This window comes from Chitinimonas koreensis (assembly GCF_014353015.1).
GTDB classification, from domain to species: Bacteria; Pseudomonadota; Gammaproteobacteria; order Burkholderiales; family Chitinimonadaceae; genus Chitinimonas; species Chitinimonas koreensis.
The window spans coordinates 1,805,485-1,830,027 of the sequence record NZ_CP060704.1; the positions used below are offsets into that span (position 1 = coordinate 1,805,485).

The 24,543-nt window shown below is 68.0% G+C and carries 24 protein-coding genes and 1 pseudogene; 12 read left to right on the forward strand and 13 right to left on the reverse strand.

The genetic code is table 11. The annotated features are described in order from the left end of the window. Positions 1 to 127: 127 nt before the first annotated feature. Positions 128 to 1,633 (reverse strand): glycoside hydrolase family 13 protein, encoded by a 1,506-nt coding sequence (locus H9L41_RS07860; protein WP_051319051.1) that lies wholly within the window; start codon positions 1,631 to 1,633, stop codon positions 128 to 130. Between the two features lie 96 nt (positions 1,634 to 1,729). Here H9L41_RS07860 and H9L41_RS07865 point away from each other — a divergent pair, with 96 nt between their 5' ends. Continuing rightward, entirely contained in the window at positions 1,730 to 2,215 is a 486-nt protein-coding gene (locus H9L41_RS07865; protein WP_028446443.1) for a YajQ family cyclic di-GMP-binding protein, read from the forward strand. A gap of 31 nt (positions 2,216 to 2,246) precedes the next feature. Next, positions 2,247 to 2,450 carry a PspC domain-containing protein gene (locus H9L41_RS07870; protein ID WP_051319052.1) on the forward strand — a complete coding sequence of 68 codons (204 nt, stop codon included), beginning with the start codon at positions 2,247 to 2,249 and terminating at the stop codon, positions 2,448 to 2,450. 177 nt (positions 2,451 to 2,627) lie between these two features. On the opposite strand, the gene waaF is transcribed toward H9L41_RS07870, so the two are convergent. The 3 genes from waaF to H9L41_RS07885 form a co-directional block, all read right to left on the reverse strand. Continuing rightward, complete coding sequence (gene waaF / locus H9L41_RS07875; RefSeq protein ID WP_051319053.1) at positions 2,628 to 3,686, reverse strand: lipopolysaccharide heptosyltransferase II; 1,059 nt, start codon at positions 3,684 to 3,686, stop codon at positions 2,628 to 2,630. A 77-nt stretch (positions 3,687 to 3,763) separates the two neighbouring features. Continuing rightward, positions 3,764 to 3,982, reverse strand: coding sequence for a zinc-finger domain-containing protein (locus tag H9L41_RS07880; protein WP_373282103.1), 219 nt, complete (start codon positions 3,980 to 3,982; stop codon positions 3,764 to 3,766). 79 nt (positions 3,983 to 4,061) lie between these two features. Beyond that, positions 4,062 to 4,982: a branched-chain amino acid transaminase gene (locus tag H9L41_RS07885; protein WP_028446445.1), complete on the reverse strand. Its 921-nt coding sequence runs from the start codon at positions 4,980 to 4,982 to the stop codon at positions 4,062 to 4,064. A gap of 278 nt (positions 4,983 to 5,260) precedes the next feature. Here H9L41_RS07885 and H9L41_RS07890 point away from each other — a divergent pair, with 278 nt between their 5' ends. Continuing rightward, positions 5,261 to 5,668, forward strand: a complete 408-nt coding sequence (locus H9L41_RS07890) for an MAPEG family protein (protein ID WP_028446446.1) — start codon at positions 5,261 to 5,263, stop codon at positions 5,666 to 5,668. 295 nt (positions 5,669 to 5,963) lie between these two features. On the opposite strand, the gene H9L41_RS07895 is transcribed toward H9L41_RS07890, so the two are convergent. The 3 genes from H9L41_RS07895 to H9L41_RS07905 are packed head-to-tail and all read right to left on the reverse strand — an operon-like array spanning position 5,964 to position 8,560. Next, positions 5,964 to 7,220: a diguanylate cyclase domain-containing protein gene (locus H9L41_RS07895; protein WP_051319054.1), complete on the reverse strand. Its 1,257-nt coding sequence runs from the start codon at positions 7,218 to 7,220 to the stop codon at positions 5,964 to 5,966. A 39-nt stretch (positions 7,221 to 7,259) separates the two neighbouring features. Next, on the reverse strand, positions 7,260 to 7,736 hold the full coding sequence (folA, locus tag H9L41_RS07900; protein ID WP_034607083.1) for a type 3 dihydrofolate reductase: 477 nt from the start codon (positions 7,734 to 7,736) through the stop codon (positions 7,260 to 7,262). 29 nt (positions 7,737 to 7,765) lie between these two features. Further along, positions 7,766 to 8,560: a thymidylate synthase gene (locus H9L41_RS07905; RefSeq protein WP_028446448.1), complete on the reverse strand. Its 795-nt coding sequence runs from the start codon at positions 8,558 to 8,560 to the stop codon at positions 7,766 to 7,768. 270 nt (positions 8,561 to 8,830) lie between these two features. On the opposite strand from H9L41_RS07905, the gene H9L41_RS07910 reads away from it, so the two are divergent. Then, positions 8,831 to 9,928: an extracellular solute-binding protein gene (locus tag H9L41_RS07910; RefSeq protein WP_028446449.1), complete on the forward strand. Its 1,098-nt coding sequence runs from the start codon at positions 8,831 to 8,833 to the stop codon at positions 9,926 to 9,928. Between the two features lie 87 nt (positions 9,929 to 10,015). Here the strand turns inward: H9L41_RS07910 and H9L41_RS07915 are convergent, their stop codons facing one another. After that, complete coding sequence (locus tag H9L41_RS07915; RefSeq protein WP_028446450.1) at positions 10,016 to 10,828, reverse strand: SDR family NAD(P)-dependent oxidoreductase; 813 nt, start codon at positions 10,826 to 10,828, stop codon at positions 10,016 to 10,018. A gap of 141 nt (positions 10,829 to 10,969) precedes the next feature. Here H9L41_RS07915 and H9L41_RS07920 point away from each other — a divergent pair, with 141 nt between their 5' ends. Next, positions 10,970 to 11,554: a TetR/AcrR family transcriptional regulator gene (locus H9L41_RS07920; protein ID WP_028446451.1), complete on the forward strand. Its 585-nt coding sequence runs from the start codon at positions 10,970 to 10,972 to the stop codon at positions 11,552 to 11,554. 48 nt (positions 11,555 to 11,602) lie between these two features. Continuing rightward, on the forward strand, positions 11,603 to 11,806 hold the full coding sequence (locus H9L41_RS07925; protein WP_034607084.1) for a DUF3460 family protein: 204 nt from the start codon (positions 11,603 to 11,605) through the stop codon (positions 11,804 to 11,806). Between the two features lie 72 nt (positions 11,807 to 11,878). Here the strand turns inward: H9L41_RS07925 and H9L41_RS07930 are convergent, their stop codons facing one another. The 5 genes from H9L41_RS07930 to H9L41_RS07950 form a co-directional block, all read right to left on the reverse strand. Then, the gene (locus tag H9L41_RS07930) at positions 11,879 to 12,625 is read right to left on the reverse strand and encodes an SDR family oxidoreductase (RefSeq protein ID WP_028446453.1); all 747 of its coding nucleotides are present in this window, start codon (positions 12,623 to 12,625) and stop codon (positions 11,879 to 11,881) included. A 73-nt stretch (positions 12,626 to 12,698) separates the two neighbouring features. After that, positions 12,699 to 13,979, reverse strand: a complete 1,281-nt coding sequence (gene serS, locus H9L41_RS07935) for a serine--tRNA ligase (protein WP_028446454.1) — start codon at positions 13,977 to 13,979, stop codon at positions 12,699 to 12,701. 324 nt (positions 13,980 to 14,303) lie between these two features. Further along, positions 14,304 to 15,665: a replication-associated recombination protein A gene (locus H9L41_RS07940; protein ID WP_084300298.1), complete on the reverse strand. Its 1,362-nt coding sequence runs from the start codon at positions 15,663 to 15,665 to the stop codon at positions 14,304 to 14,306. An 87-nt stretch (positions 15,666 to 15,752) separates the two neighbouring features. Further along, the gene (lolA, locus tag H9L41_RS07945) at positions 15,753 to 16,367 is read right to left on the reverse strand and encodes an outer membrane lipoprotein periplasmic chaperone LolA (RefSeq protein ID WP_028446455.1); all 615 of its coding nucleotides are present in this window, start codon (positions 16,365 to 16,367) and stop codon (positions 15,753 to 15,755) included. A gap of 137 nt (positions 16,368 to 16,504) precedes the next feature. Next, positions 16,505 to 17,194 carry an OmpA family protein gene (locus H9L41_RS07950; protein ID WP_051319055.1) on the reverse strand — a complete coding sequence of 230 codons (690 nt, stop codon included), beginning with the start codon at positions 17,192 to 17,194 and terminating at the stop codon, positions 16,505 to 16,507. 193 nt (positions 17,195 to 17,387) lie between these two features. On the opposite strand from H9L41_RS07950, the gene gyrA reads away from it, so the two are divergent. The 6 genes and pseudogenes from gyrA (at position 17,388) to H9L41_RS07980 (ending at position 24,495) form a co-directional block, all read left to right on the forward strand. Further along, complete coding sequence (gene gyrA / locus H9L41_RS07955; RefSeq protein ID WP_028446457.1) at positions 17,388 to 19,991, forward strand: DNA gyrase subunit A; 2,604 nt, start codon at positions 17,388 to 17,390, stop codon at positions 19,989 to 19,991. 250 nt (positions 19,992 to 20,241) lie between these two features. Beyond that, on the forward strand, positions 20,242 to 20,742 hold the full coding sequence (locus tag H9L41_RS07960; RefSeq protein ID WP_051319056.1) for a PaaI family thioesterase: 501 nt from the start codon (positions 20,242 to 20,244) through the stop codon (positions 20,740 to 20,742). A gap of 1 nt (position 20,743) precedes the next feature. Further along, complete coding sequence (locus tag H9L41_RS07965; protein WP_028446458.1) at positions 20,744 to 21,175, forward strand: PaaI family thioesterase; 432 nt, start codon at positions 20,744 to 20,746, stop codon at positions 21,173 to 21,175. A gap of 414 nt (positions 21,176 to 21,589) precedes the next feature. Continuing rightward, complete coding sequence (serC, locus tag H9L41_RS07970; RefSeq protein ID WP_028446459.1) at positions 21,590 to 22,678, forward strand: 3-phosphoserine/phosphohydroxythreonine transaminase; 1,089 nt, start codon at positions 21,590 to 21,592, stop codon at positions 22,676 to 22,678. 349 nt (positions 22,679 to 23,027) lie between these two features. Then, positions 23,028 to 24,100, forward strand: a pseudogene (pheA, locus tag H9L41_RS07975) (prephenate dehydratase). Between the two features lie 2 nt (positions 24,101 to 24,102). Further along, positions 24,103 to 24,495, forward strand: a complete 393-nt coding sequence (locus tag H9L41_RS07980) for a nuclear transport factor 2 family protein (RefSeq protein ID WP_281172466.1) — start codon at positions 24,103 to 24,105, stop codon at positions 24,493 to 24,495. Positions 24,496 to 24,543 lie beyond the last annotated feature (48 nt).

Here is a 24,543-nt window from a genome sequence, read left to right on the forward strand (position 1 = left end):
CGTCGCGACCGGGAGGTTCTGATTACACCCGGCCTGGCCGGGCAGCCGAGCGGGGCAGCCCGCTCGCCTCGGCGGGCGGCCGCGTTCCATCCGTCGGGGGAGGGCGTGCGGCCGGGCTGTCCTGCTCTCAGCCGCGATTGCGCGGCTTGAAGAAAGTGTAGTTCGCGTACGGTTCGTAGGCTTCATATATTGCGGCCTCGCCGGGCGCCACATCGAGCGCCACGCTGGCCGCCTGTACCCGCATCTCGGCCGAGCGGCCCAGCGCGTCGCGCAACGGCACGCCATCGTACCAGTGCGAGTAGGGCAGCAACAGCCTGGCCTCGAGCGGCGCGTCGCCGAGGTTGACCACCACCAGCGCCGCTTCGCCGGGCCGGCCGGTATGGCGCAGGAACACCAGCGCATTGCCGGGCAGCCGGTCGCCGAGCACGGTCACGTCGCCGTACTGCAATGCCGGGTTGGCCTGGCGGATCGCGATCAGCCGCTTTACCCAGTCGCGCTGGGCGTGATTCCAGTCGGCCTCGTTCCAGCGCATCGGCCGGCGGCAATCGGGGTCGGCGCCGCCTTCCATGCCGATCTCCTCGCCGTAGTAGATCAGCGGCACGCCGGGCATGGTCAGCTGCATGGCCAGCGCCAGCCGGGCCTTCTCGACGCTGCCGACGGTGGTGATCAGCCGCGGCGTGTCGTGGCTGGACAGCATGTTCCACGAACACAGCAGGCCCGCCAGGCCATAGCCGGCGCGCGCGTCGGCCAGCGCGCGGTTCATCTGCAGCGCGTCGATCTCGCCGGCCAGCCAGGCCAGTGTGGCGGTGCGGTACCAGTAGTTCATCATGCCGTGGAAGCCCGGCGCCTGGCCGCGGCCGGCCAGCCAGCTGGCCGAGAAGCCGTTGAGCTCGCCCAGCAGCGAGGCGTCCGGGAAACGCTCGGCCACGCAGGTCGCCATCTCGGCCGCGACCTCGGTGCCGACGTCCTGCGCTACGTCGAAGCGCCAGTTGTCGACGCCCTGCGCCAGCCAGTGCTGCACCAGGCTGTCGGGCTTGCGGTAGAGCACGTCGCGCACGGCCGGATTGGCCAGGTTCAGTTCCGGCATCAGGCCGTAGTCCTGCCAGCACTGGTGGCGGCCTTCTGCGTCGAAGGTGAACCAGTCGCGGTAGGCCGGGTCGCCGGCCTGGGCGGCGAGGAACCATGGATGGCGGTCGGACACGTGGTTGAGCACCGCGTCGAGCGTCAGCGTCATGCCGCGCGCGTGCAGCGCCTCGATCAGCCGCCGGAGCGCCGGCTCGCCGCCGAACATCGGGTCGATCGTGAAGAAGTCGGTGGCATCGTACTTGTGGTTGCTCGGCGCGCTGAACACCGGGGTCAGGTAGACGCCGGTGACGCCGAGGCCGGTCAGGTAGTCGAGCTTGTCGGCGATGCCGTCGAGGTCGCCGCCGAAGAACTGCTGGCCCCAGGGCTGCTCCATCGTGCTGTCGTCCCAGCCGCGGCGGACGGCGCCGGGGATGTCGTAGGCCGGCTGGGCCAGCTTCTCGGCGCTGCCGAGCCCGCCGCCGATGGCGAAGCGCTCGGGAAAGATCTGGTAGATCACCTGGCTGGCGGTGCGGCGGGTGAAATCGTCGACGGGTTCGGCGTGGTACATGGACGGGCTCGGGTAAAATCGCGGTTTTATTGGATGGGCATCGCTGTGCGATGCCTCGGTCGTGGCCGGTAGTACCGGTCTTGGGAGGATAGGATTATGCCGTCATTCGACATCGTCTCCGAAGTGAACGAAGTGGAAGTCAAGAACGCCGTCGAGCAGGCCAACAAGGAAGTGGGCAACCGCTTCGACTTCAAGGGCTCGGACGCGCGCATCGAGCAGGCCGAGAAGGTGCTGACGGTGTACGCCGACGACGAGTTCAAGCTCGACCAGGTGAAGGAAGTGCTGGTCGCCAAGCTGGTCAAGCGCAACGTCGACGTGCGCTGCCTCGACGAGGGCAAGATCGACAAGGTCAGCGGCAACAAGGTCAAACAGGCGGTGACGGTGAAGGTCGGCATCGAGAGCGAGCTGGCCAAGAAGATCGTCCGCCTGATCAAGGATTCCAAGCTCAAGGTGCAGGCCAGCATCCAGGGCGACACGGTGCGGGTGACCGGCCCCAAGCGCGACAATCTGCAGGAAGCGATCGCGCTGGTGCGCAAGTCGATCGACGACTTCCCGCTGCAATACCAGAACTTCCGCGACTGAGCGGAACCCCAACCGGAAGGAGGACGATGCGATGGACGATTGGAAAGCCAAGCTGCAAGGCCTGAAGCGCACGCGCGGCGACCGCATGGTGGCCGGCGTCTGCGGCGGCCTGGGCCGTGCGACCGAATTGCCGTCGTGGATCTGGCGGGCGGGATTTCTCGCCTCGCTGTTCCTGGGCGGCCTGGGCGCCGTGATCTACCTGATCCTGGCCTTCACCATGCCCGAGGGTGATTGAAGGCCGGTTGCGCCGCAGTGCCGTTTCATCCGTAGGCCACCGGGCTTATATCCGTAGGTCGGGCTTTTGCCCGACAGCGCGCTTGATCCGAGGCCGCTGTCGGGCATGAAGCCCGACCTACGTTTGCTTGGACAGGTCCGCGTCGGCTCGAACCGTTGACCGGCGTAGACGGCCGGATCAGACCGGCTGGACGCGGATATAGGGGCTGCCCGGCGTGCCCGGCGGCTTGGTCAGCACGCGGGCGATCGCGCTTTCGACCAGCTCGGCGCCGAGCTTTTCCATGCAGTCGAAATGCTTGAGCGGGCATTTGCGCTCGAAGCAGGGGCTGCAGTCGAGGTCGAGCGTGACGATCTCGGCGCGTTCGTTCAAGGGCGGGGTGAATTCGGGGCTGCTCGAGCCGTACAGCGCCACCAGCGGCCGCTCGAGCGCGGCGGCGACGTGCATCAGGCCCGAGTCGTTGGTGACCACCAGGTGGGCCAGCGACAGCAGGTCGATCGCCTGCGCCAGCGAGGTGCGGCCGGCCAGGTCGACCAGCGGCACGCCGGCCTCGATCGCGATGGCGGCGGTCTCGGGCTGGTCCTTGGCCGAGCCGAACAGCCACACCGCATAGCCCTGCGACACCAGCCGCCGCGCCAGCTCGGCGAAGTGGCGCGCCGGCCAGCGCTTGGCCGGGCCGTATTCGGCGCCGGGGCAGAAGGCCACCACCGGGCGGTCGACGTCGAGGCCGAGCGCCTGCACCGCCTGGTCGCGGGTCTGCGGGTCGACCGTCATGCGCGGCGCCGGCACCGGCCGCGGCAAGGGACGGCCGGCGGTCTCGGCCAGGATGGCGAAGCGCTCGACCATCTGCGGCAGCGCCTTGGGATCGAGCGTGCGCGCGTCGTTGAGCAGGCCGTAGCGCGATTCGCCGACGAAGCCGGTGCGCTGCGGGATGCGGGCGAACCACGGGATCAGCGCCGACTTGAACGAGTTCGGCAGCACGATCGCCTGGTCGTACTGGCCGCGCAGCCGGCGGCCGAGCTGGTAGCGGCTGCCGAGCCTGAGCGCGCCGTGGCCGAACGGGTTGCGCAGCGTGGCGTCGACCTCGGCCATGCGGTCGAGCAGCGGCAGCGTCCAGTCGGGCGCCATCACGGTGATGTGGGTATCGGGCCGGTAGCCCTTCAGCCGGCGATAGAGCGGCTGGGCCATGACGCTGTCGCCGACCCAGGCCGGCGCGATGACGAGAATGCGATGGGGCATGTGGGCTTCCCTGTAGGAGCGGCTTCAGCCGCGAACGCGCTGGCTGGGCGATCCGCGATTCGCGGCTGAAGCCGCTCCTACGGGGAGGTGTTCCTAGTGATGGTGGCCGGCTGCGCCGCCCTTGAGCGTGTACAGCGTGCCGCAGTAGGGCAGCGCGCCTCGCCGGTGGCCTCGATCGGCAGGTAGACGCGCGGGTGGGCGTTCCACTTGACCATGTCGGGCATCGGGCAGTGCAGCGGCAGATCCTTGGCCTCGACCTCGATCTTGGTCTGCGTGTTTTCCTTGAGCTGGCTCATGTCGGTAGTTCCTCGACCGTCGTTGCGGCCTCGATTGTTCGGGAAACGGCGGCGTCCGGCCGGACGCCGCCGCGATGGATCAGACCTGGGTCAGCCAGCCCAGATGCGCCTCGGTCTCGCCCTTGACCGCGGCGAAGTAGCGGCGCTGGATCTCGCCGGTGATCGGACCGCGCTTGCCCTCGCCGATGCTGCGGCCGTCGAGCTCGCGGATCGGCGTGATTTCGGCGGCGGTGCCGGTGAAGAAGGCTTCGTCGGCGATGTACAGCTCGTCGCGGGTGATGCGCTTCTCGGTCACCGTCAGGCCCATCTCGGCGGCCAGCTTGAACACCGTGTCGCGGGTGATGCCGGCGAGGCAGGAGGTCAGGTCCGGCGTGTAGATGCGGCCGTCGCGGATCACGAACACGTTCTCGCCCGAGCCTTCGGCGACGTAGCCGTCGACGTCGAGCAGCAGCGCTTCCTCGTAGCCGTCGCGCACCGCCTCGGTGTTGGCCAGGATCGAGTTCATGTAGTTGCCGTTGGCCTTGGCCTTGCACATCGTCACGTTGACGTGGTGGCGGGTGAAGGACGAGGTCTTGACCCGGATGCCCTTCTCCAGGCCGTCGGCGCCGAGGTAGGCGCCCCAGGGCCAGGCGGCCACGATCACGTGCACGTCGCCCGCCGGCGGCGCGATGCCGAGCTTGCCCGAGCCGTAGAAGGCCATCGGGCGGAAGTAGCAGCTCTTGAGGCCGTTCTCGCGCACCACCTGCTTGTGCGCTTCGTTGATCTCGTCCTTGGAGTACGGCAGCTGCATGCCGAGGATCTTGGCCGAGTTGAACAGCCGGTCGGTGTGGTCCTGCAGGCGGAAGATCGCCGGGCCGCGCGCGGTCTCGTAGGCGCGCACGCCTTCGAACACGCCGAGGCCGTAGTGCAGGGTGTGGGTCAGCACGTGGGTATTGGCTTCGCGCCAATCCACCAGCTTGCCGTCGTACCAGATGACGCCGTCGCGGTCGGCCATGGACATCGGAAATCTCCTCGTTCGGGTTGGCGACGCGCGCGTCGCTGCGAATCTTGCCGCCGGGCGTTCCGCGGCGGCAGCCGGGCAGGGCCGGGATGCCTGCCGCAGAACGTCCGGCGCGGTCGGCCCGCCGCGGAACGTCCGGCGGGCGAAGACCGGTATTTTAGCCGGTTCGGCCGGCATGCTCCACGCGGCGTCGCGCGGCGGCCGGCCCGGCGCGCGCGGTCCGGCCGCATCGACTACCATTCGGGCGCATCCCATCCCCAACCAACCGGATTCCTCCCATGGCCATCGCCTACAGCTGCATCCTGATCGCGGTCCTGCTGCCCTATCTGTGGACTTTCTGCGCCAAGTTCGGCAAATCCGACGACGGCATCGCCCAGCGTTACGACAACCGCGAGCCGCGCGCGCAGCAGGCCCTGCTCAAGGGCTACCGCGCCCGCGCCAACTGGGCCCAGCTCAATGCCTTCGAAGCGATGCCGGGCTTCATCGGCGCGGTGCTGGCGGCGATCCAGACCGGCGTGCCGGCCGACCGGGTCGACACCGCCGCGCTGGTCTTCGTCGTCGCCCGCGTGCTGCACGGCGTGTTCTACCTGGCCAACCTGGCCTGGCAGCGTTCGGCGGCGTGGATGGTCGGGCTGGGCGCGGTGATCTGGCTGCTGGTGCAGGCCATCCTGCGCGTGGCGGGCTGATCGGCCGGCATCCTGTCGGCGCGGTTGCAGGAGCGGCTTCAGCCGCGATTGGGTCCGTGATCGCCGAACCCGTTCGCGGCTGAAGCCGCTCCTACATCGTCTGATCCACGGTGTTCGGTGCGGCCGGCGTGTTCCGGATCCTCGCCCGTGGTCTCGCCCTCGACCCGGTAGGTCGGGTTTTATACCCGACAGCGACTTCGATTCGCGGCGCTGCCGGGTATGCCCGATCAGACGGGACAGGCTCTCAAACCCGACCTGCGGGAGCGCCCGGCGGCGCCGTTCAGCTCGCGTCGGTTCAGCCCTCGTCGCTGTACACCGCATGGCGGTGCTTGCCGCCGAACTTGGCCTGGTACATCGCGATGTCGGCATGGCGGCGCAGCAGCGCGGCGGTGTTGCCGTGCTCGGGGCACAGCGCGATGCCGATGCTGGCGCGCACCGTGAATTCGGCCGCCTCGAGCCGGAACGGCTCGGCCAGCGCGGCCAGCATCTTGTCGGCCACCTGGATCGCGTCGGCCTCGTCCGACACCTCGGGCAGCAGCACCATGAATTCGTCGCCGCCCTGGCGCGACACGGTGTCGGAGGCGCGCACGCAGGCCACCAGCCGCTGCGCCACTTCCTTGAGCAGGGTGTCGCCGGCGTCATGGCCCCAGCGGTCGTTCACCAGCTTGAAATCGTCGAGGTCGATGAACAGCAGCGCCAGGCCCTTGCCGTTGCGCGCGTGCTGGCGCAGCGCCTGCTCCATGTGCTCGCCGAACAGGAAACGGTTGGGCAGCGCGGTCAGCGTGTCGTAGAAGGCCAGGTAGAGCACCCGCTCCTCGTTGAGCTTGCGCGCGGTGATGTCGCTGACCAGCGCGAACACCGAGGTGACCCGGCCGTCCTGGTCCGACAGCGCGGCCACGCTGACCTCGACCGTGATGCGCTCGCCGGTGGCGCGGCGCAGGCCGAGCTCGATCTTGTGGTGCGGCGAGCCGTTCCAGCGCACGCGCTGTTCCTGCAGGTTGGCCAGGCTGTCCTCGGTGACCACCTCCTCGGGCGCCATCTGCAGCAGCGCGTCGCGCGGGTAGCACAAGAGCTCGCACAGCGCCGGGTTGACGTCGAGCAGCTCGCCGGTGCCGGAGTCGAACAGCGCATAGCCCTCGTTGGCGGTCTCGAGCACGCGGCGGTGGCGCATCTCGCTCTCGCGTAGCGCCTCCTCGTTGATGCGGCGTTCGTGGATGTCGGTGAAGCTGACGATCAGCGTATTGCGCTCGTCCTGCTCGACCAGCCGGGCCGCCATCAGCACCCAGACGCGCTGGCCGCCGGTCAGCCGCAGCCGGGTCTCGAACTGGCGCACGAAGCCGTTGTTGCGGGCGATCAGCAGGAACTGGCGGGCCAGGCTCGGATTGTCGAACAGCTCGCGCAGCGAGGGCTTGTCGCTGCTCAGGCCCAGCATGTCGCGGGCCAGCTGGTTCATGGCGAGGATCTGGCCCGATTCGGCCTCGACTGCCAGGATGGGCAGCGGGGCCAGGCGGGCCATGTCGGCGATGAGGGAGTGGGGATCGTGTTCGGCCATGCTGCCTGCGGGGTCGCCGCGACGGGCGGCCTTTTTCGCTCAGCTTAGACGCTCGTACACCGCGAAGCTATACGAGAAGGTATCGGTCTCATGCCGTTCGCGGCGGATTTCGCGGAACGCGGTGCGTGGCCAGTCGGGGAAGAAGGCGTCGCCCTGGAACTCGGCGTCGATCTCGGTCAGGTAGAGCCGGTCGGCGCGCGGCAGCGCTTCGGCGTAGAGCGTGGCGCCGCCGATCAGGAACACCTCGGCGGCATCGCCGGCGGCGGCCAGCGCGGCGTCGATTGAATGGACCACCGTCACGCCGTCGGCGCGCCAGTCGGCGTTGCGGGTGACCACGATGTTGTGGCGGCCCGGCAGCGGCCGGCCGATCGAATCGTAGGTCTTGCGGCCCATGATGATCGGGTGGCCGCTGGTGGTGGCCTTGAAGTACTTGAGGTCGGCCGGCAGGTGCCAGGGCAGCTTGTTGTCGATGCCGACGGCGTGATTGCGCGAGAGCGCGGCGATGAGCGAGAGCATGGCGGTCCGGGCGGGTCGGAGGAGGGCGGTCAGACCGCCACCGGGGCCTTGATCGCGGGGTGCGATTCATAGCCTTCGAGCGTGAAATCCTCGAAGCGGAAGGCGAACAGGTCCTTCACCGCCGGGTTCAGCCGCATGGTCGGCAAGGGCAGCGGCTGGCGCGACAGCTGCAGCTGCACCTGTTCCATATGGTTCGAGTAGATATGGCAGTCGCCGCCGGTCCAGACGAAGTCGCCGGGCTCCAGGCCGCAGACCTGCGCCACCATCAAGACCAGCAGCGCGTAGGAGGCGATGTTGAACGGCACGCCGAGGAACAGGTCGGCCGAGCGCTGGTAGAGCTGGCACGACAGCTTGCCGCCGGCGACGTAGAACTGGAAGAAGGCGTGGCACGGCGGCAGCGCCATGTGCTCGATCTCGCCGACGTTCCAGGCCGACACGATGAGCCGGCGCGAATCGGGATTGCGGCGGATCTGGTCGATCAGCTGCGAGATCTGGTCGATGTGGCGGCCGTCGGCGGTCGGCCAGCTGCGCCACTGCACGCCGTAGACCGGGCCGAGGTTGCCGGCCTCGTCGGCCCATTCGTCCCAGATGGTGACGCCGTGCTCCTTCAGGTAGCCGATATTGGCGTCGCCGCGCAGGAACCACAGCAGCTCGTGGATGATGGACTTGAGGTGGACCTTCTTGGTGGTGACCAGCGGAAAGCCCTGCGCCAGGTCGAAGCGCAGCTGGTGGCCGAACACCGAACGGGTGCCGGTGCCGGTGCGGTCGGTCTTGTCGACGCCGTGGGCGAGCACGTGCTGGAGGAGATCGAGATAGGCGCGCATGGGAACATCCTGGAGCTGCTGGAAGGGCGGCCGGCGAAGCGGCGCCGCCCGGGCGGACCGCAATCTTACCAGCCGGGCGGGCCGGCACGCTGTAGCGGACGCGCCACAGCGCTGCCGGGCGGCCGACGCCATCGTCATGTTGCGGCGCGAAATTCGCTCGCCCGCGCGGGGCTGCCGTGGTGTAATACCGCCCGCCGAAATCCGCTTCGGCCAAGGGTTTCGACGGGTTGTCCGTCGTGTTTACCGCCTCGCTCCTGGAGTCCTCCCCCCATGGCTAAATTCTCCTTCGCGCCGAAGCTCGTCGGCGCGGCCCTCGTCCTCGCCGCCGCAGGCGTAGAGGCCGCCGGCAACGTGAACGTGTACAACTGGAACGACTACATCGCCGACGACACCATCGCCAACTTCGAGAAGTCGAGCGGCGTGAAGGCCAAGTACGACGTGTTCGACAGCATCGAGACGCTGCAGTCGAAGCTCCTGACCGGCAAGTCCGGCTACGACGTGGTCTATCCGTCGGCCGACTACGCCGGCAAGTGGATCGGCGCCAACGTGTTCCTGCCGATCGACAAGACCAAGCTGCCGAACCTGGCCAACCTGAACCCCGAATTCCTCAAGAAGCTCGAGACGGTCGACCCGGGCAACAAGTACCTGGTGCCGTACATGTGGGGCACCATGGCCTTCGGCATCAACGTCGACAAGGTCAAGAAGGCGCTGGGCAACGAGCCGATGCCGGCCGACCAGTGGGAGCTGGTGTTCAACCCGAAGTACACCTCCAAGCTCAAGAGCTGCGGCATCTCCTTCATCACCATGACCAAGAACCTGTTCGCCATGGTCAACGTGTACAACGGCAAGCCGGCCAACGACTTCTCGAAGGACAATGTGGCGGCGGCGCTGACCACGCTGAAGGCGGTGCGCAAGGACGTGCGCGTGTTCAACGACAGCCCGATCGACCTGTTGGCCAACGGCGACGTCTGCGTCGGCATGGCCTACAACGGCGACGTCTACATGGCCAAGGACCGCGCCGCCCAGGCCAAGAAGCCGCAGAACATCGAATACGTCGTGCCGTCCAAGGGCACCATCCTGTGGATCGACGTGATGGCGATCCCGAAGGACGCCAAGAACGCCGACAACGGCTACAAGTGGATCAACAACATCCTCGATCCGAAGGTGGTGGCCGCGATCTCGAACAAGGTCAGCTACGCCAACCCGAACGCCAAGGCCACCCCGCTGGTCGACAAGGCGATCACCGGCGACGCCAAGGTCTACCTGAGCGACGCCGCGCTGAAGACGCTGCAGCCGCTGGCCGTGATCGACCAGCCGACGCAGATGGCGCTGACCAAGGCGTTCAACCAGTTCAAGACCGCGAAGTAAGCAGGACGCGGTCCGCAGCATGAAGAACGGCCGGGGCGACCCGGCCGTTTTTCTTTGCGCGGCATCGGCGGGGATGCCGCGCCGGGCTCAGGCCGGTGCGAACGCTTCGCGGTAGCGCGGCGCCGCATGGTCGTGCGACAGGTTGGGGCCGAGCGCGCCGCGCGCGGCGTCGAGGGCCTCCCAGTCGGCCGGATCGGGCAGCGAGGGGATGGTGACCCGTTCGCCGCGGTCGAGCCCGACCAGCGCCGCCGCGACCAGCTCGTCCGCCTCCATGAACATCGAGTCCGGCACCTGGCTGGCGTCGAGGCCGCTGCTGGCCCAGATCTCGGTCCGCGTCGCGCCCGGCAGCACCGCCTGCACCTGGACGCCGCGCGAAGCCAGCTCGGCCTGCAGTGTCTGGCTCAGGCTCAGCACATAGGCCTTGCTGGCGCTGTAGACGGCATTGAAGCGCTCGGGCAGCAGCGCCACGATCGAGCCGATATTGACGATCGCGCCGCGACCGCGCGCGCCGAAGCGGGCCGCCGCCACGCCGGCCAGGCGGGTCAGCGCCAGCACGTTGAGCGCGATCAGCGCGTCCAGCGCGGCGGGGTCGGCCTCGGCCAGGGGGCCGCTGGCGGCGATGCCGGCATTGTTGACCAGCAGGGCGATGGTCTCGTCGTCGCGCAGCTTCTGCTCGACGCGGGCGAGATCGTCGCGGACGGCCAGGTCGGCGCGCAGCACCTCGACCCGGACGCCGGCCTGCTCGCGCAGCCGGGCGGCCAGCGCGTCCAGCCTGGCCTGGTCGCGCGCCACCAGGATCAGGTCGTGGCCGCGCCGGGCCAGTTGTTCGGCATAGCGGGCGCCGATGCCGCTCGATGCGCCGGTGATCAGTGCGCTGCCCTTGGGATTCGATGTGCTCATGGTCGGTGGTCCTTGCGGTTGGTCGTCGGAGGGTGTCGCTCGACGGCAGGTCTTTTAAATGTCGATCAACATGAATACATTAATGACGAACATAATCTATAATGTCAAGCAGATCGCGAATCGAAGCGCAGGAGCAGACAGATGAAAGTCAGCAGGGAACAGGCCGCCGCCAACCGCGAACGGGTGCTCGACACCGCTGCGCGGCTGTATCGCGAGAACGGTTTCGGCGGGATCGGCGTGGCCGACATCATGAAGGCCGCGGGCCTGACCCACGGCGGCTTCTACGGCCAGTTCGGCTCGAAGGACGAATTGATGGCGCAGGCCGGCGAGCGCGCGCTGACCGAGGCGCGCGAACGCTGGGAGAGGCTGCTCGAGGATGTGCCCGGCGATCCGTTCGCGGCGGTCGCCGCCGCCTACCTGTCGCCGCTGCATCGCGACACGCCCGGCGCCGGCTGCGCGATCGCGGCGCTCGGGCCGGAGCTGGCGCGCCAGTCGCCGCCGGTGCGCCATGCCTTCACCGAGGGCTTCCGCAGCCTGCTCGAGCTGCTGGCCGGCCTCTTGCCCGGCCGCTCGAAGGCGGCGCGGCGCGACAAGGCGCTGGCGGCCTATGCCGCCATGGTCGGCGCGGTGGTGCTGGCACGCATGGTCGACGACGCGGCGCTGTCGGACGAGATCCTGCGCGCGGTGGCCGCCTCGCTGCCCAAGGGCGCCGCGGTGGAGCCCTGACGGCCGCCGCCGGTTATAATCACGGTCTGGATTTGCCTGGAGAAGACCATGCCGCTGCTGTTCAAAGATACGACCTACGTTTCCGAAACCACCCAGTTCCTGCGCGAATTCCTCGAGCAGCACCCCGACGTCGCCCAGGGCCAGGTCGAAGGCCGTGCGCTGCTGTGGGACAAGCAGGTCGACCGCGGCTTCCAGCGCGATGCCGACGCCGGCCGCGTCAAGCAGAAGGCCTACGTCTACCAGCCCGAGTGAGCGGGCCGTCACGGACGACGAAAAACGCCGGCAGCGATGCCGGCGTTTTTCATGGCCAAGCCGCGGCTGCGGCTAGCGCCCGCCGCTGACCTCGATGAAGCTCGCGGTGGTATAGGACGCCTCGTCCGACAGCAGCCACAGGATGGCGGCCGCCACCTCCTCGGCCTGGCCGCCGCGCCGCATCGGCACGCTGCCCTTGAGCCGCTCGATGCGGCCCGGCTCGCCGCCGCTGGCGTGCATGTCGGTATGGATCAGGCCCGGCCGCACCGCGTTGACGCGGATGCCGTCGGCGGCGACTTCGCGCGCCAGGCCCAGCGTGAAGCTGTCGATCGCGCCCTTGCTGGCGGCGTAGTCGACGTACTCGTTGGCCGAACCGAGCCGCGCGGCCATCGACGAGACGTTGACGATCGCGCCGCCCGGGCCGCCGTGGCGGGTCGACAGCCGCTTCACCGCCTCGCGCGCGCACAGCAAACTGCCGATCACATTGGTGGCGAACACCCGCTGCAACCGCTCCGCGCTCATGGTCTCGAGGGTCATCTGGGGTTCCAGGATGGCGGCGTTGTTGACCAGGGCGGACAGCGGGCCGAGCTGTCGTTCGGTTTCCTCGAACAAGTGCAGCACCTCGGTTTCGGCCGCGACGTCGGCGCGGATCGCGACGGCGCGGCCGCCGGCGGCCTCGATGCGGCTCACCACATCGGCCGCGGCGGCGGCGTCGCTGCGATAGTTGACGGCCACGGCGTAGCCGCGCTGCACGGCCATCAGCGCGGTGGCGGCACCGATGCCGCGGCTGGCGCCGGTGATCAGGACGGTCTTCTGCATCGTCTTCCCTCGTCGAAAGGCGGCCGGCCGTTGCGGCCAAAGAGAAACGGCCCTTGCGGGCCGTTTGCCTGGATCATGCGAGCCGGTCGATGCCGCCCAGGTAGGGCCGCAGCGCCTCGGGCACGGTGATGCTGCCGTCGGCGTTCTGGTAGTTCTCCAGCACCGCCACCAGCGTGCGGCCGACCGCCAGGCCCGAGCCGTTCAAGGTATGCACCAGCTCGTTCTTGCCGGCCTCGTTCTTCACCCGCGCCTGCATGCGGCGCGCCTGGAAGGCCTCGCAGTTCGACACCGAGCTGATCTCGCGGTAGGTGTCCTGCGCCGGCAGCCAGACTTCGAGGTCATAGGTCTTGGTCGCGCCGAAGCCCATGTCGCCGGTGCACAGCGTGACCACGCGGTAGGGCAGGCCGAGCCGCTGCAGCACGTTCTCGGCGTGCTGGCGCATCTCCTCCAGCGTCTCGTAGCTGCGTTCCGGCGCCACGATCTGCACCATCTCCACCTTGTCGAACTGGTGCTGGCGGATCATGCCGCGGGTATCGCGGCCGTAGCTGCCGGCCTCCGAGCGGAAGCAGGGCGAATGCGCGGTCAGCTTGATCGGCAGTTCCTCGGCCTTGAGGAGGCTGTCGCGCACGGTATTGGTCAGCGAGATCTCCGAGGTCGAGATCAGGTACTGGGTATGGCTGTCCTCGCCGCCGCGCTCGACGCGGAACATGTCCTCGGCGAACTTGGGCAGCTGGCCGGTGCCGTACAGCACTTCCGGATTGACGATATAGGGCGTGTAGACCTCGGTGTAGCCGTGCTCGTTGGTCTGGATGTCGAGCATGAACTGGGCGAGCGCGCGGTGCAGCCGGGCGATCTGGCCGCGCAGCACGGTGAAGCGCGCGCCCGACAGCTTGGCGCCGGTCTCGAAATCGAGGCCCAGCGGCGTACCGAGGTCGACGTGGTCCTTCACCGCGAAGTCGAAGGTGCGCGGCGTGCCCCAGCGGTGCAGCTCGACGTTGCCGCTCTCGTCGCGGCCGGCCGGCACCGATTCGTGCGGCAGGTTGGGGATGCGCAGCAAGAGGTCGTTGATCTTGTCCTGCAGCGCGGCCAGGTTCTGTTCGGCGGCCTTCAGCTCGTCGCCGAGGTGGGCGACGCTGGCCAGGATCGGCGCGGCGTCCTCGCCGCGGGCCTTGGCCTGGCCGATGGCCTTGGACTTGGCGTTGCGTTCGGCCTGCAGTTCTTGAGTGCGGGTCTGCAGCGCCTTGCGCTCGTGTTCGAGCGCGGCGAAGGCGGCGGTGTCGAGTTCGAAGCCGCGCTCGGCCAGGCGGGCGGCGACGGCGTCGAGGTCGTTGCGGAGCAGTTGGATGTCGAGCATGGGAAAACCTTGTGCGTAGCGAAGCGTACGGGCGCCGGGCCGGATCGGCCGAAGCGCGGATTGTATAGATCGTTCGGGGATTCGGGCAGCGGCTGCGAGGCGACAGCGTCTATTTATCAGGCGAGCTCGAGCCCTGCGAGGCTCCCTCTGGCCCGCCCCGCGAAGTCTTTGACTTCGCGGGGACCCCGGGCGGCGAGGGCGGGGGAGTCGGGTTGGATCAGGGGAGCGCCCAACGTTTGGACACCTTCGACTCCCAAGCGCCCGGCTGTGCCGGGTGCCTGCGCTACGGGCGGGGCTGCGACGGACGAAGCTCATTGCTGGCGCTCAGTCGCTGCCCTGGCTAGATCGCGTCTGGGCGGGCTGCGCCTGGGCCGACTGCGATGGAGCCGACTGCGACTGGCGATCGAGATCGCGCAGGTGGCCGAGCTTCTCGGCGATCTTGGCCTCGAGCCCGCGCGCGACCGGCCGGTACCAGCCCGGTTCGTCCATGCCGTCGGGCAGGTAGCGTTCGCCGGCGGCGTAGCCCTCGTCCTCGTCGTGGGCATAGCGGTACTCGGCGCCGTAGCCGAGCTGCTTCATGAGCTTGGTCGGCGCGTTGCGCAGGTGCTCGGGCACCGGCCGCGACTGGTCGCGGGCGACGAAGGCGGCGGCCTGCTTGTAGGCCTTGTAGCCGGCGTTGCTCTTGGGCGCGACGGCCAGGTAGATCACCGCCTGCGCCAGCGCCAGCTCGCCTTCGGGGCTGCCGAGCCGCTCGTAGGCGTCGGCCGCCTGCAGCGTGAGCTGCGACGCGCGCGGATCGGCCAGGCCGATGTCCTCCCAGGCCATGCGCACGATGCGGCGCGCCAGGTAGCGCGGGTCGGCGCCGCCGTCGAGCATGCGGCAGAACCAGTACAGCGCCGCGTCCGGATTGGAGCCGCGCACCGACTTGTGCAGCGCCGAGATCTGGTCGTAGAAGGCGTCGCCGCCCTTGTCGAAGCGGCGGGTATTGAGGCTCAGCGCGTTCTGCACGAAGTCGCCGTCGATGCGCCGGGTGCCGGCCGCGGCGGCCGCGGTGTCGGCCTGCTCGAGCAGGTTGAGCAGCCGCCGCGCGTCGCCGTCGGCATAGCCGACCAGGGTGGCGATGGCGGCCTCGTCGAATTCGAGATGGCCGAGCGTCTGCCCGCGTGCGCGCTCGATCAGCTCGCGCAGCTCCTCCGCGTCGAGCGCCTTGAGCACGTAGACCTGGGCGCGCGACAGCAGCGCCGAGTTGACCTCGAACGACGGGTTTTCGGTGGTGGCGCCGATGAAGGTGATCAGGCCCGATTCGACGAAGGGCAGGAAGGCGTCCTGCTGGCTCTTGTTGAAGCGGTGGACTTCGTCGACGAACAGGATGGTGGCGCGGCCGCGGTCGAGATTGCGCTGCGCCTCGTCCATCGCGGCGCGGATGTCCTTCACGCCCGAGAACACCGCCGACAGCGGGATGAACTCGGCATCGAAGCCCTTGGCCATCAGCCGCGCCAGCGTGGTCTTGCCGACGCCGGGCGGGCCCCACAGGATCATCGAATGCGGCCGGCCTGCCTCGAATGCCAGCCGCAGCGGCTTGCCCGGGCCGAGCAGCTGCTTCTGGCCGATCACCTGGTCCAGCGTGGCGGGACGCAGGGCTTCGGCGAGCGGCGGGCGAGGGGTCTGGGTGAACAGGTCGGCCATGGCCTTTTGGACTGCGGGAACGGCCGGACAGTTTAACGGATGGTGCGCCTGCCGGCCTCGAAAAGGCGTGGGCTCAGGGCTTGGCGCTCAATCGGCGCTCACGACGTCGGCGCCCTTGGGCGGCACGAAGCGGAAGCGTGCCGGGTCGAGCTTGGGATTGGCGACCGTGCCGGCGAAGCGGATGCGGGTGGTCTGGCCGAAGCTGTCGCTCAGCTCCATCGCCATCGGCAGGCTGTTCTTGAAGCCGATGCGCACCTGGTCGAAACCGCTGTCGCGGTTCTTCGGCGTCGCCTCGATCCAGTCGAGCCCGTCGCGGCTGCCGCGTTCGGCCAGCGTGTAGGACTTCTCCAGCTCGTTGCTGCCGGCCAAGAGCGCCGCCGGACTGTCGCCGAGCGCGCGGTCGAGCCGCTTGGAGGTCACCTGGTTCAGGTCGGGGTCGTAGACCCACAGCTGCTTGCCGTCGCCGACCACGCGCTGCTCGTAGGGCTTGGCGTACTGCCAGTCGAACTTGCCGGGCCGCTGGATGGCGACCTGGCCGCTGGCCTGCTGCTGCTTGCCGCTCTTCTGCGTCACGGTCTGCTCGAAGCCGGCGGTGAACGACTGGGTCTGGGCCAGGAAGGATTTGAGCTGGTCGAGGCCGCCGCCGACGGCGGGCAGCAGGAGGGCGGGCAGGCACAGGGCGAGAGGCAGGAGACGGCGCATGGCGTGGGTCCTTCGATGCTTGGCCGGGCAGTCTAGCACGGCGCCCTGAACCGGCCGTGAACCTGGCCTGGCGGCGCGCAGGCAAGAAAAAGGCCCCGCATCGCGGGGCCCATGGGGTGCTGCCTGAAGCGTGAAGCTTACTGCTCGACGGTCGCGTAGATTTCCACTTCGACGCGGCGATCGGGTGCGTAGCACTCGATCAGCTTCTTGCGGTTCTTCAGCACCTTCTTGCAGTCTTCCGGCTTGGTCACGGGCTCGTCGAAGCCCAGACCCTTGGAAGTGATCATCTCGGCGGGGATGCCCTTGGTGACCAGGTACTCGCGAGCCGAAGCGGCGCGCTCTTCCGACAGCTTCTTGTTGTAGTCGGCCTTGCCGATGCGGTCGGTGTGGCCTTCCACTTCGATCTTGGTCTTGCTGGGCTCGTACTTGCGCTCGAGCAGCACGCCGGCGACGGCGTCCAGCGCCTGCTTGCCTTCTTCCTTCAGCACGGCCTTGTTGAATTCGAACAGGGCGGCGGCGTTCAGGGTCAGGGTTTCCAGCTTCTTCGGCACGGCCAGCGGCACGGGCTTCGGCGCCTGCACTTCGGGCTTCGGCGGTTCGACCGCGGCGGCCACGACCTGCTTGGGGACCAGATCCGGATCGCACTCGGCGATCGCCTTGTCCTTGCTCCAGGAGGAGGTACGCCAGCACAGGCCGAAACCGCTCTTGACAACGGCGCTACGGCTGTCGATCGCATAGCCGTCCTTGTCGGCGTAAGCCGACAGGGCAGCTACGCCCAGGACGGCACAAACGGCCGACTGAACCAGGGTACGCTTCATCTTCTGCATCGTTATTCTCCATGGGTAGAGAGGAAATTATGCGACGGTCAATCAAAATTTCTAAACCGACGTCTTGGCCGAGTTTACTTGACGCGTCCCGCGCGCCGCAATCCAGAGATTATGACAATTGCGCGCTAATTGGAGAGGACAGCGGCGGCGTGATAAAATTTCCTGCATTTTTGCCCGCTTCGATACCTGACCAATGACCGATTTGCAACAATTTGCCAAAGAAACGATTCCGGTAAGTCTCGAAGAGGAAATGCGCCGCTCCTATCTCGATTACGCCATGAGCGTGATCGTGGGGCGGGCGCTGCCGGACGTGCGGGATGGTCTGAAGCCGGTTCATCGCCGCGTGCTGTTCGCCATGCAGGAGGTGAACAACCACTGGAACCGGCCCTACGTGAAATGCGCGCGCATCGTCGGCGACGTGATGGGTAAGTACCACCCGCACGGCGATGCCTCGATCTACGACACGCTGGTGCGGATGGCGCAGGACTTTTCCATGCGCTACACGCTGGTCGACGGCCAGGGCAACTTCGGCTCGATCGACGGCGACAACGCCGCCGCCATGCGTTACACCGAGTGCCGGCTGGAGAAGATCTCCGGCGAATTGATGGCCGACATCGACAAGGAAACCGTCGATTTCGTGCCCAACTACGACGGCAAGGAACTCGAACCGTCGGTCCTGCCGACCCGCCTGCCCAACCTGCTGGTCAACGGCGCCACCGGCATCGCGGTCGGCATGGCCACCAACATCCCGCCGCACAATCTCGGCGAAGTCGTCGACGCCGCGCTGGCGCTGCTGGCCAATTCCGACCTCAGCATCGACGAGCTGATCGACCTGATCCCGGCGCCCGACTTCCCCACCGCCGGCATCATCTACGGCATCGCCGGCGTGCGCGAAGGCTACCGCACCGGCCGCGGCCGGGTGGTGATGCGCGCGCGCACCCATATCGAGGAAGTCAGCCGCGACAAGCAGGCGATCATCGTCGACGAGCTGCCCTACCAGGTGAACAAGAAGTCGCTGATCGAGAAGATCGCCGACCTGGTGCGCGAGAAGTCCATCGACGGCATCGCCGACCTGCGCGACGAGTCCGACAAGTCGGGCATGCGCATCTATATCGAACTCAAGCGCGGCGAGATGCCCGAGGTGGTGCTCAACCATCTCTACAAGCAGACCGAGCTGCAGTCGAGCTTCGGCATGAACATGGTGGCGCTGGTCGACGGCCAGCCGCGCCTGCTCAACCTCAAGCAGATCCTCGAATCCTTCCTGCGCCACCGCCGCGAAGTGGTGACGCGCCGTACGGTGTTCGAGCTGAAGAAGGCGCGCGAGCGCGCCCATGTGCTCGAAGGCCTGGCGGTCGCGCTGTCCAACGTCGACGAGATCATCGCGCTGATCAAGGCGGCCGCCACGCCGGCCGAGGCCAAGGTCGGGCTGATGGCGCGCGAATGGCGCTCGCAGCTGGTCGAGGAGATGCTCGCCCGCGTCGCCGGCGACGCGGGCCGGCCCGAATGGCTGGCGGCCGAGTTCGGCCTCAAGGCCAACGGCTATCGCCTGTCCGAGACCCAGGCCCAGGCCATCCTCGACATGCGCCTGCAGAAGCTCACCGGCCTGGAGCAGGACAAGCTGGCCGGCGAGTACCGCGAAGTGATGGACGAGATCGTCGACCTGATCGACATCCTGGCCAAGCCCGAGCGCATCACCCAGATCATCGCCGACGAGCTGGCGATGCTGAAGACGCAGTTCGGCGACGCCCGCAAGTCCGAGATCATCCCGTTCGGCGAGGACATCAGCCTCGAAGACCTGATCACCCCGCAGGAGATGGTGGTCACGCTGTCGCACGGCGGCTACATGAAGGCCCAGCCGCTCGACGAGTACCGCGCCCAGAAGCGCGGCGGCCGCGGCAAGCAGGCGACCGCGACCAAGGAAGACGACTTCATCGACAACCTGTTCGTCGCCAATACCCACGACTACGTGCTGTGCTTCTCGTCGCTGGGCCGGGTCTACTGGCTCAAGGTCTATGAAGTGCCGCAGGGCGGCCGCGCCTCGCGCGGCAAGCCGATCGTCAACCTCCTGCCGCTGCAGGATGGCGAGAAGATCAACGCGATCCTGCCGGTCAAGGAATTCACCGAGGACCATTACGTCTTCATGGCCACCCAGCGCGGCACGGTGAAGAAGACGCCGCTGTCGGCCTTCTCCAACCCGCGCAAGCTCGGCATCATCGCGGTCAGCCTCGACGAGGGCGACCAGCTGGTCGGCGTGGCGATCACCTCGGGCCGCCACCAGATCATGCTGTTCTCCGACGGCGGCAAGGCGGTGCGCTTCGACGAGGACGACGTGCGGCCGATGGGCCGCGACACCCGCGGCGTGCGCGGCATGTCGCTGGCCGACGACCAGCAGGTGATCTCGCTGCTGGTGGCCGATTCGGAGCAGTGGCAGGTGCTGACCGCCAGCGACGGCGGTTACGGCAAGCGCACCCCGATCGCCGAATTCCGCCACACCAGCCGTGGCACCATGGGCGTGATCGCCATGGAGCTGACCGAGAAGACCGGCTTCAAGCTGGTGGCGGCCTCGCTGGTGCAGGAGAGCGACGGCCTGATGCTGATCACCACCGGCGGCGTGCTGATCCGCACTTCGGTGGCCGAGGTGCGCGAGACCGGCCGCAGCGCCCAGGGCGTGCGGCTGATCAACCTCGACGCCGGCGAGAAGCTGTCGGGCATCGAGAAGGTGGTCGAAACAGAAGAAGAAGGAACGGAGGAGCTGGACGACGTGGCGGGCGACGCAGTCGCCGGCGACGAGGCTTAATGCTGTCGAGGAGGTATCGCGGTACCGAGTTTTGCGATCCGCCCGGCAAGGCCGGGCGCTTGGGTGCATTTGGAAATCAAAGTGTTATCGCTTTTTTATTCCACGCCCCCCGCCCTCGCCGCCCGGGGTCCCGCAAAGTCGGGGACTTTGTGGGGTAGGCCAGAGGGGGCCTCGCTGACGCGAGGTTCGCGGCTTTCTCGACGGCCTGCTAAACCGTGAGGGGCGCGTGAGCGCCCCAGTGAGACCTTCGATGCAAGACTTGCCCCTGCCGGTACGCAATCCGGCGCTGTTCGAGGACGTGGCGCGCTGGTTCTGCCAGATCCCGCATTCGGCCACCATCGGCCTCGAGTTCGTCAACGGCTGGCGCGGCCAGGCCACGCTGCGCGTGCCCTACAACACCGCGCTGGTCGGCAATCCGCGCACCGGCGTGCTGCACGGCGGCGTGATCACCTCGCTGATCGACACCACCAGCGCGCTGTCGGTGTTCTCGATGCTGGACGAGCGCGAGGCGATCGCCACGCTCGACCTGCGCATCGACTACCTGCGCGGCGCCACGCCGGGCGAGACGGTCTACTGCACCGCCGAGTGCTACCGGCTCGGCCGTCAGATCGCCTTCACCCGCGCCACCGCCTACCAGGAAGGCAACGACCAGCCGATCGCCCACGGCGTCGGCACCTTCATGCGCGATTCGAGCCCGGCCCAGCTGGGTTCGCGCCAGGTCTTGCCGGCCGAAGCGCCGAAGGAGGTCTGAGATGGTCGAGCTCACCTATCTGCACGCCGCCAAGGAAAGCGGCGACTACGCCGGCATCATCGACCAGATCCCGTATGCGCGGCTCTTGGGCGTGGTGATGAAGGAAGTCGACGGCGAGCCGCTGTTCGAGCTGCCCTTCGTCGATCGCAACATCGGCAACACCCACCTGCCGGCGCTGCACGGCGGCGTGATCGGCGGCTTCCTCGAGAATGCCGCGCTGCTGCACCTGGTGTGGGCGCGCGAATCGGCCGAGGTGCCGCGCACCATCGATTTCTCGCTCGATTTCCTGCGCTCGGGCCGGGCCCAGACTCTGTTCGCGCGCTGCGACATCACCAAGCAGGGCAAGCGCGTGGCCAATGTGCGCATGACCGCCTGGCAGGACGACGAGCGAAAGCCGATCGCCGTGGCGCGCGCGCACTTCCTGCTGTCGTAGCCTTTATAGAATTGACGGATGTCTGTGGGCGGATGACTTCGGTCCAGGCACCCGGGAAACCCGGGTGCTGGACCTTGGCGAGGACTGAAGCAGCGGCTCCCCCTGTTTCATCCCGCCCCTCCCGTCCCCGCCGCCTGCGGGGGCCCGATGGCGGTCCCCCACGAAGTCGCAGGCTTCGTGGGATGGTCCAGGGGGAAGCCTCGCTGGCGCTCGTGCGTGATTTGAACGGGATGACCGCTTTTTCGATCATCCGAGCTCGTAACACGCTCTAGGCTTAGTACATAGATGAATCGGGCCGGCGCGTTCGTCGGCCGTCCCGCCGCGCCGGTCGCGGCGCGAAAAATGGCTGCCGCCCGGCCCAAACTCGCCTTCGGCCCGGCGGTCTGAACACCATCCTCACCTCCTGGAGCGTCCATGTCCCCCGTTTTCAATTTCAGCGCCGGTCCCGCCGTCCTGCCGCGTGAAGTCCTGCTCGAAGTGCAGAACGAGCTGCTCAACTGGCACGGCAGCGGCATGTCGGTGATGGAGATGAGCCACCGCGGCAAGGAATTCATGCAGATCGCCGCCGAGGCCGAGGAGGACCTGCGCGCGGTGATGGGCATCCCGTCCGGCTACAAGGTGCTGTTCCTGCAGGGCGGCGCCACCGCGCAGTTCGCCATGGTGCCGATGAACCTGATCCGCGGCCGCAGCAGCATCGACTTCATCGACACCGGCCACTGGTCCAAGCTGGCGATGAAAGAGGCGCGCAAGTTCAACGTCGCCGTGCGCGTCGCCGCCAGCGCCGAGGACCGCGGCTACAGCTATGTGCCGGCCGAGGAGACCTGGCAGCGCGATCCCGACGCGGCCTACCTGCACTACACCTCGAACGAGACGCTCGGCGGCGTCGAATTCCCCTTCGTGCCCAGTACCGGCGATGTTCCGCTGGTGTGCGACATGTCGTCGAACTTCCTCTCCAGACCGGTCGACGTCAGCAAGTTCGGCCTGATCTACGGCGGCGCGCAGAAGAACATCGGCCCGGCCGGCCTGACCATCGTGATCGTGCGCGAGGACCTGCTGGGCCAGGCGCTGCCGGGCACGCCGACCATGTTCGACTACAAGATCCAGGCCGAGGGCGACTCGATGTACAACACGCCGCCGACCTTCGCCATCTACGTGGCCGGCCTGGTGTTCAAGTGGATGCAGCGGCAGGGCGGCCTCAAGGCGATCGAGCAGCGCAATATCGAGAAGGCGGCGCTGCTGTACGAGACCATCGATACCTCGGCCGGCTTCTACGCCTGCCCGGTCGAGAAGCCGTTCCGCTCGCGCATGAACGTGCCGTTCCGGCTGGCCGACCCGGCGCTCGACGAGGCCTTCGTCAAGGAAGCGCGCGCGCGCAACCTGCTGCAGCTCAAGGGCCACCGCGCCATGGGCGGCATGCGGGCGAGCATCTACAACGCCATGCCGCTCGAGGGCGTGAAGGCGCTGACCGTGTTCATGCAGGACTTTGCGCGCAGCCACGGTTGAGCCTTCCTCACTTGCACGCATCGGTGTGCAGGTAAATGCAGTTCAGGCACCCGGGGAACCCGGGTGCTTGCCATTTGTGGGGGTTGAAGCAGCGGCTCTTCCTGATTCGACCCTACCCCTCCCGTCCCGCCGCCGCGGGGAAGCCTCGCTGGCGCTCGTCAGTGAATCTTTATTTTATTGGTGCGGCGCTTATGACTCCCGGCTGCTGCAACTACGTTCCTGAAACCTAGGCCCCTTCCATCGCTTGCGACCGCCCGGACATAGTGCCGCTCGGCATAAGGCCGGCCGGGCCGGCCATGCTATGCTCGGCCATCCCTGCGCAAGCCGCATTCCCACGCCCCGCCACCCCATGTCCGACGAGCAACTGAAATCCCACCGTGACGCCATCGACGCCGTCGATGTCCAGATCCTCGAACTCTTGAACCTGCGTGCCGGCCATGCGCGCGCCATCGGTGAGCTCAAGGGCGGCGGCCTGGTCTACCGGCCCGAGCGCGAGGCACAGGTGCTGGCGCGCATCAAGCAGCTCAATCCCGGCCCGCTGCCGGACGAATCGGTGGCCAAGCTGTTCCGCGAGATCATGTCGGCCTGCCTCAGCATCGAGCGGCCGCTGACCATCGCCTACCTCGGCCCGAGGGCACCTTCAGCCAGTCGGCCGCCATCAAGCATTTCGGCCATGCCGCCACCACCCTGGCCTGCGCCAGCATCGACGAGGCCTTCCGGGTGGTCGAGGCGCGCAGCGCCGACTACGTGGTGGCGCCGGTCGAGAATTCGACCGAGGGCGCGGTCGGCCGCACGCTGGACCTGATGGTCAACACCCCGCTCAAGGTCTGCGGCGAAGTGGTGCTGCGCATCCATCACCACCTGCTGCGCGCCGAGGCCGGCTTCGACGGCATCCGCCGTGTCTATTCGCATGCGCAGTCGCTGGCGCAGTGCCACGAATGGCTGAACAAGAACCTGCCGGCCGAGGTCGAGCGGGTGTCGGTGTCGAGCAATGCCGAGGCGGCGCGGCTGGCCAGCCTCGACGCCGGCTGCGCGGCGATCGCCGGCGATGCCGCGGCCGAGCGCTTCGGCCTGAACAAGCTGGCCGAGAACATCGAGGACGAGCCGAACAACACCACCCGCTTCCTGGTGCTCGGCTACCACCAGACCACCGCCAGCGGCCGCGACAAGACCAGCCTGGTGATGTCGGCCCAGAACAGGCCGGGCGCGGTGCACCAGCTGCTGAGCCCGCTGGCCGAGCACGGCGTGTCGATGACCAAGTTCGAATCGCGGCCCTCGCGCACCGGGCTGTGGGAATACGTGTTCTTCGTCGACGTCGAGGGCCACGCCGACGAGCCGCGCGTGGTCGCCACGCTCGACGCGCTGCGCAACCGCGCCGCCTTCGTCAAGGTGCTCGGCGCCTACCCGGTGGCGGTGCTGTGAGCGTGGAGCCGTCGCAGCCGGCGGCGGTGGCGCTGGTGGCGGAATACTGGCGGCGCATGCAGAGCAACGATTTCGCCCATGCCGCCGCGCTGTTCGGCGACGACTACCTGCTCGACTGGCCGCAATCGAACGAACGCATCCGCGGCCGCGAGCGCTTCGTCCGGATCAATGCCGAATACCCGGCCCACGGCCCGTGGCGCTTCACCGTCCACCGCATCGTCGGCGACGCGGTGCAGGCGGTCAGCGAGGTCTCGGTCACCGACGGCGTGCAGTCGGCGCGCGCGATCACCTTCAGCGAAGTGCGCGACGGCCTGATCCGGCACCAGACCGAATTCTGGCCCGACCCCTATCCCGCGCCGGCCGGCCGCAGCCATCTGGTCGAGCCCCTGGCCTGAGCGGCCCACGCCGGCAATCCTGACGTCGTCATGGCGCGGCCGGCCAGA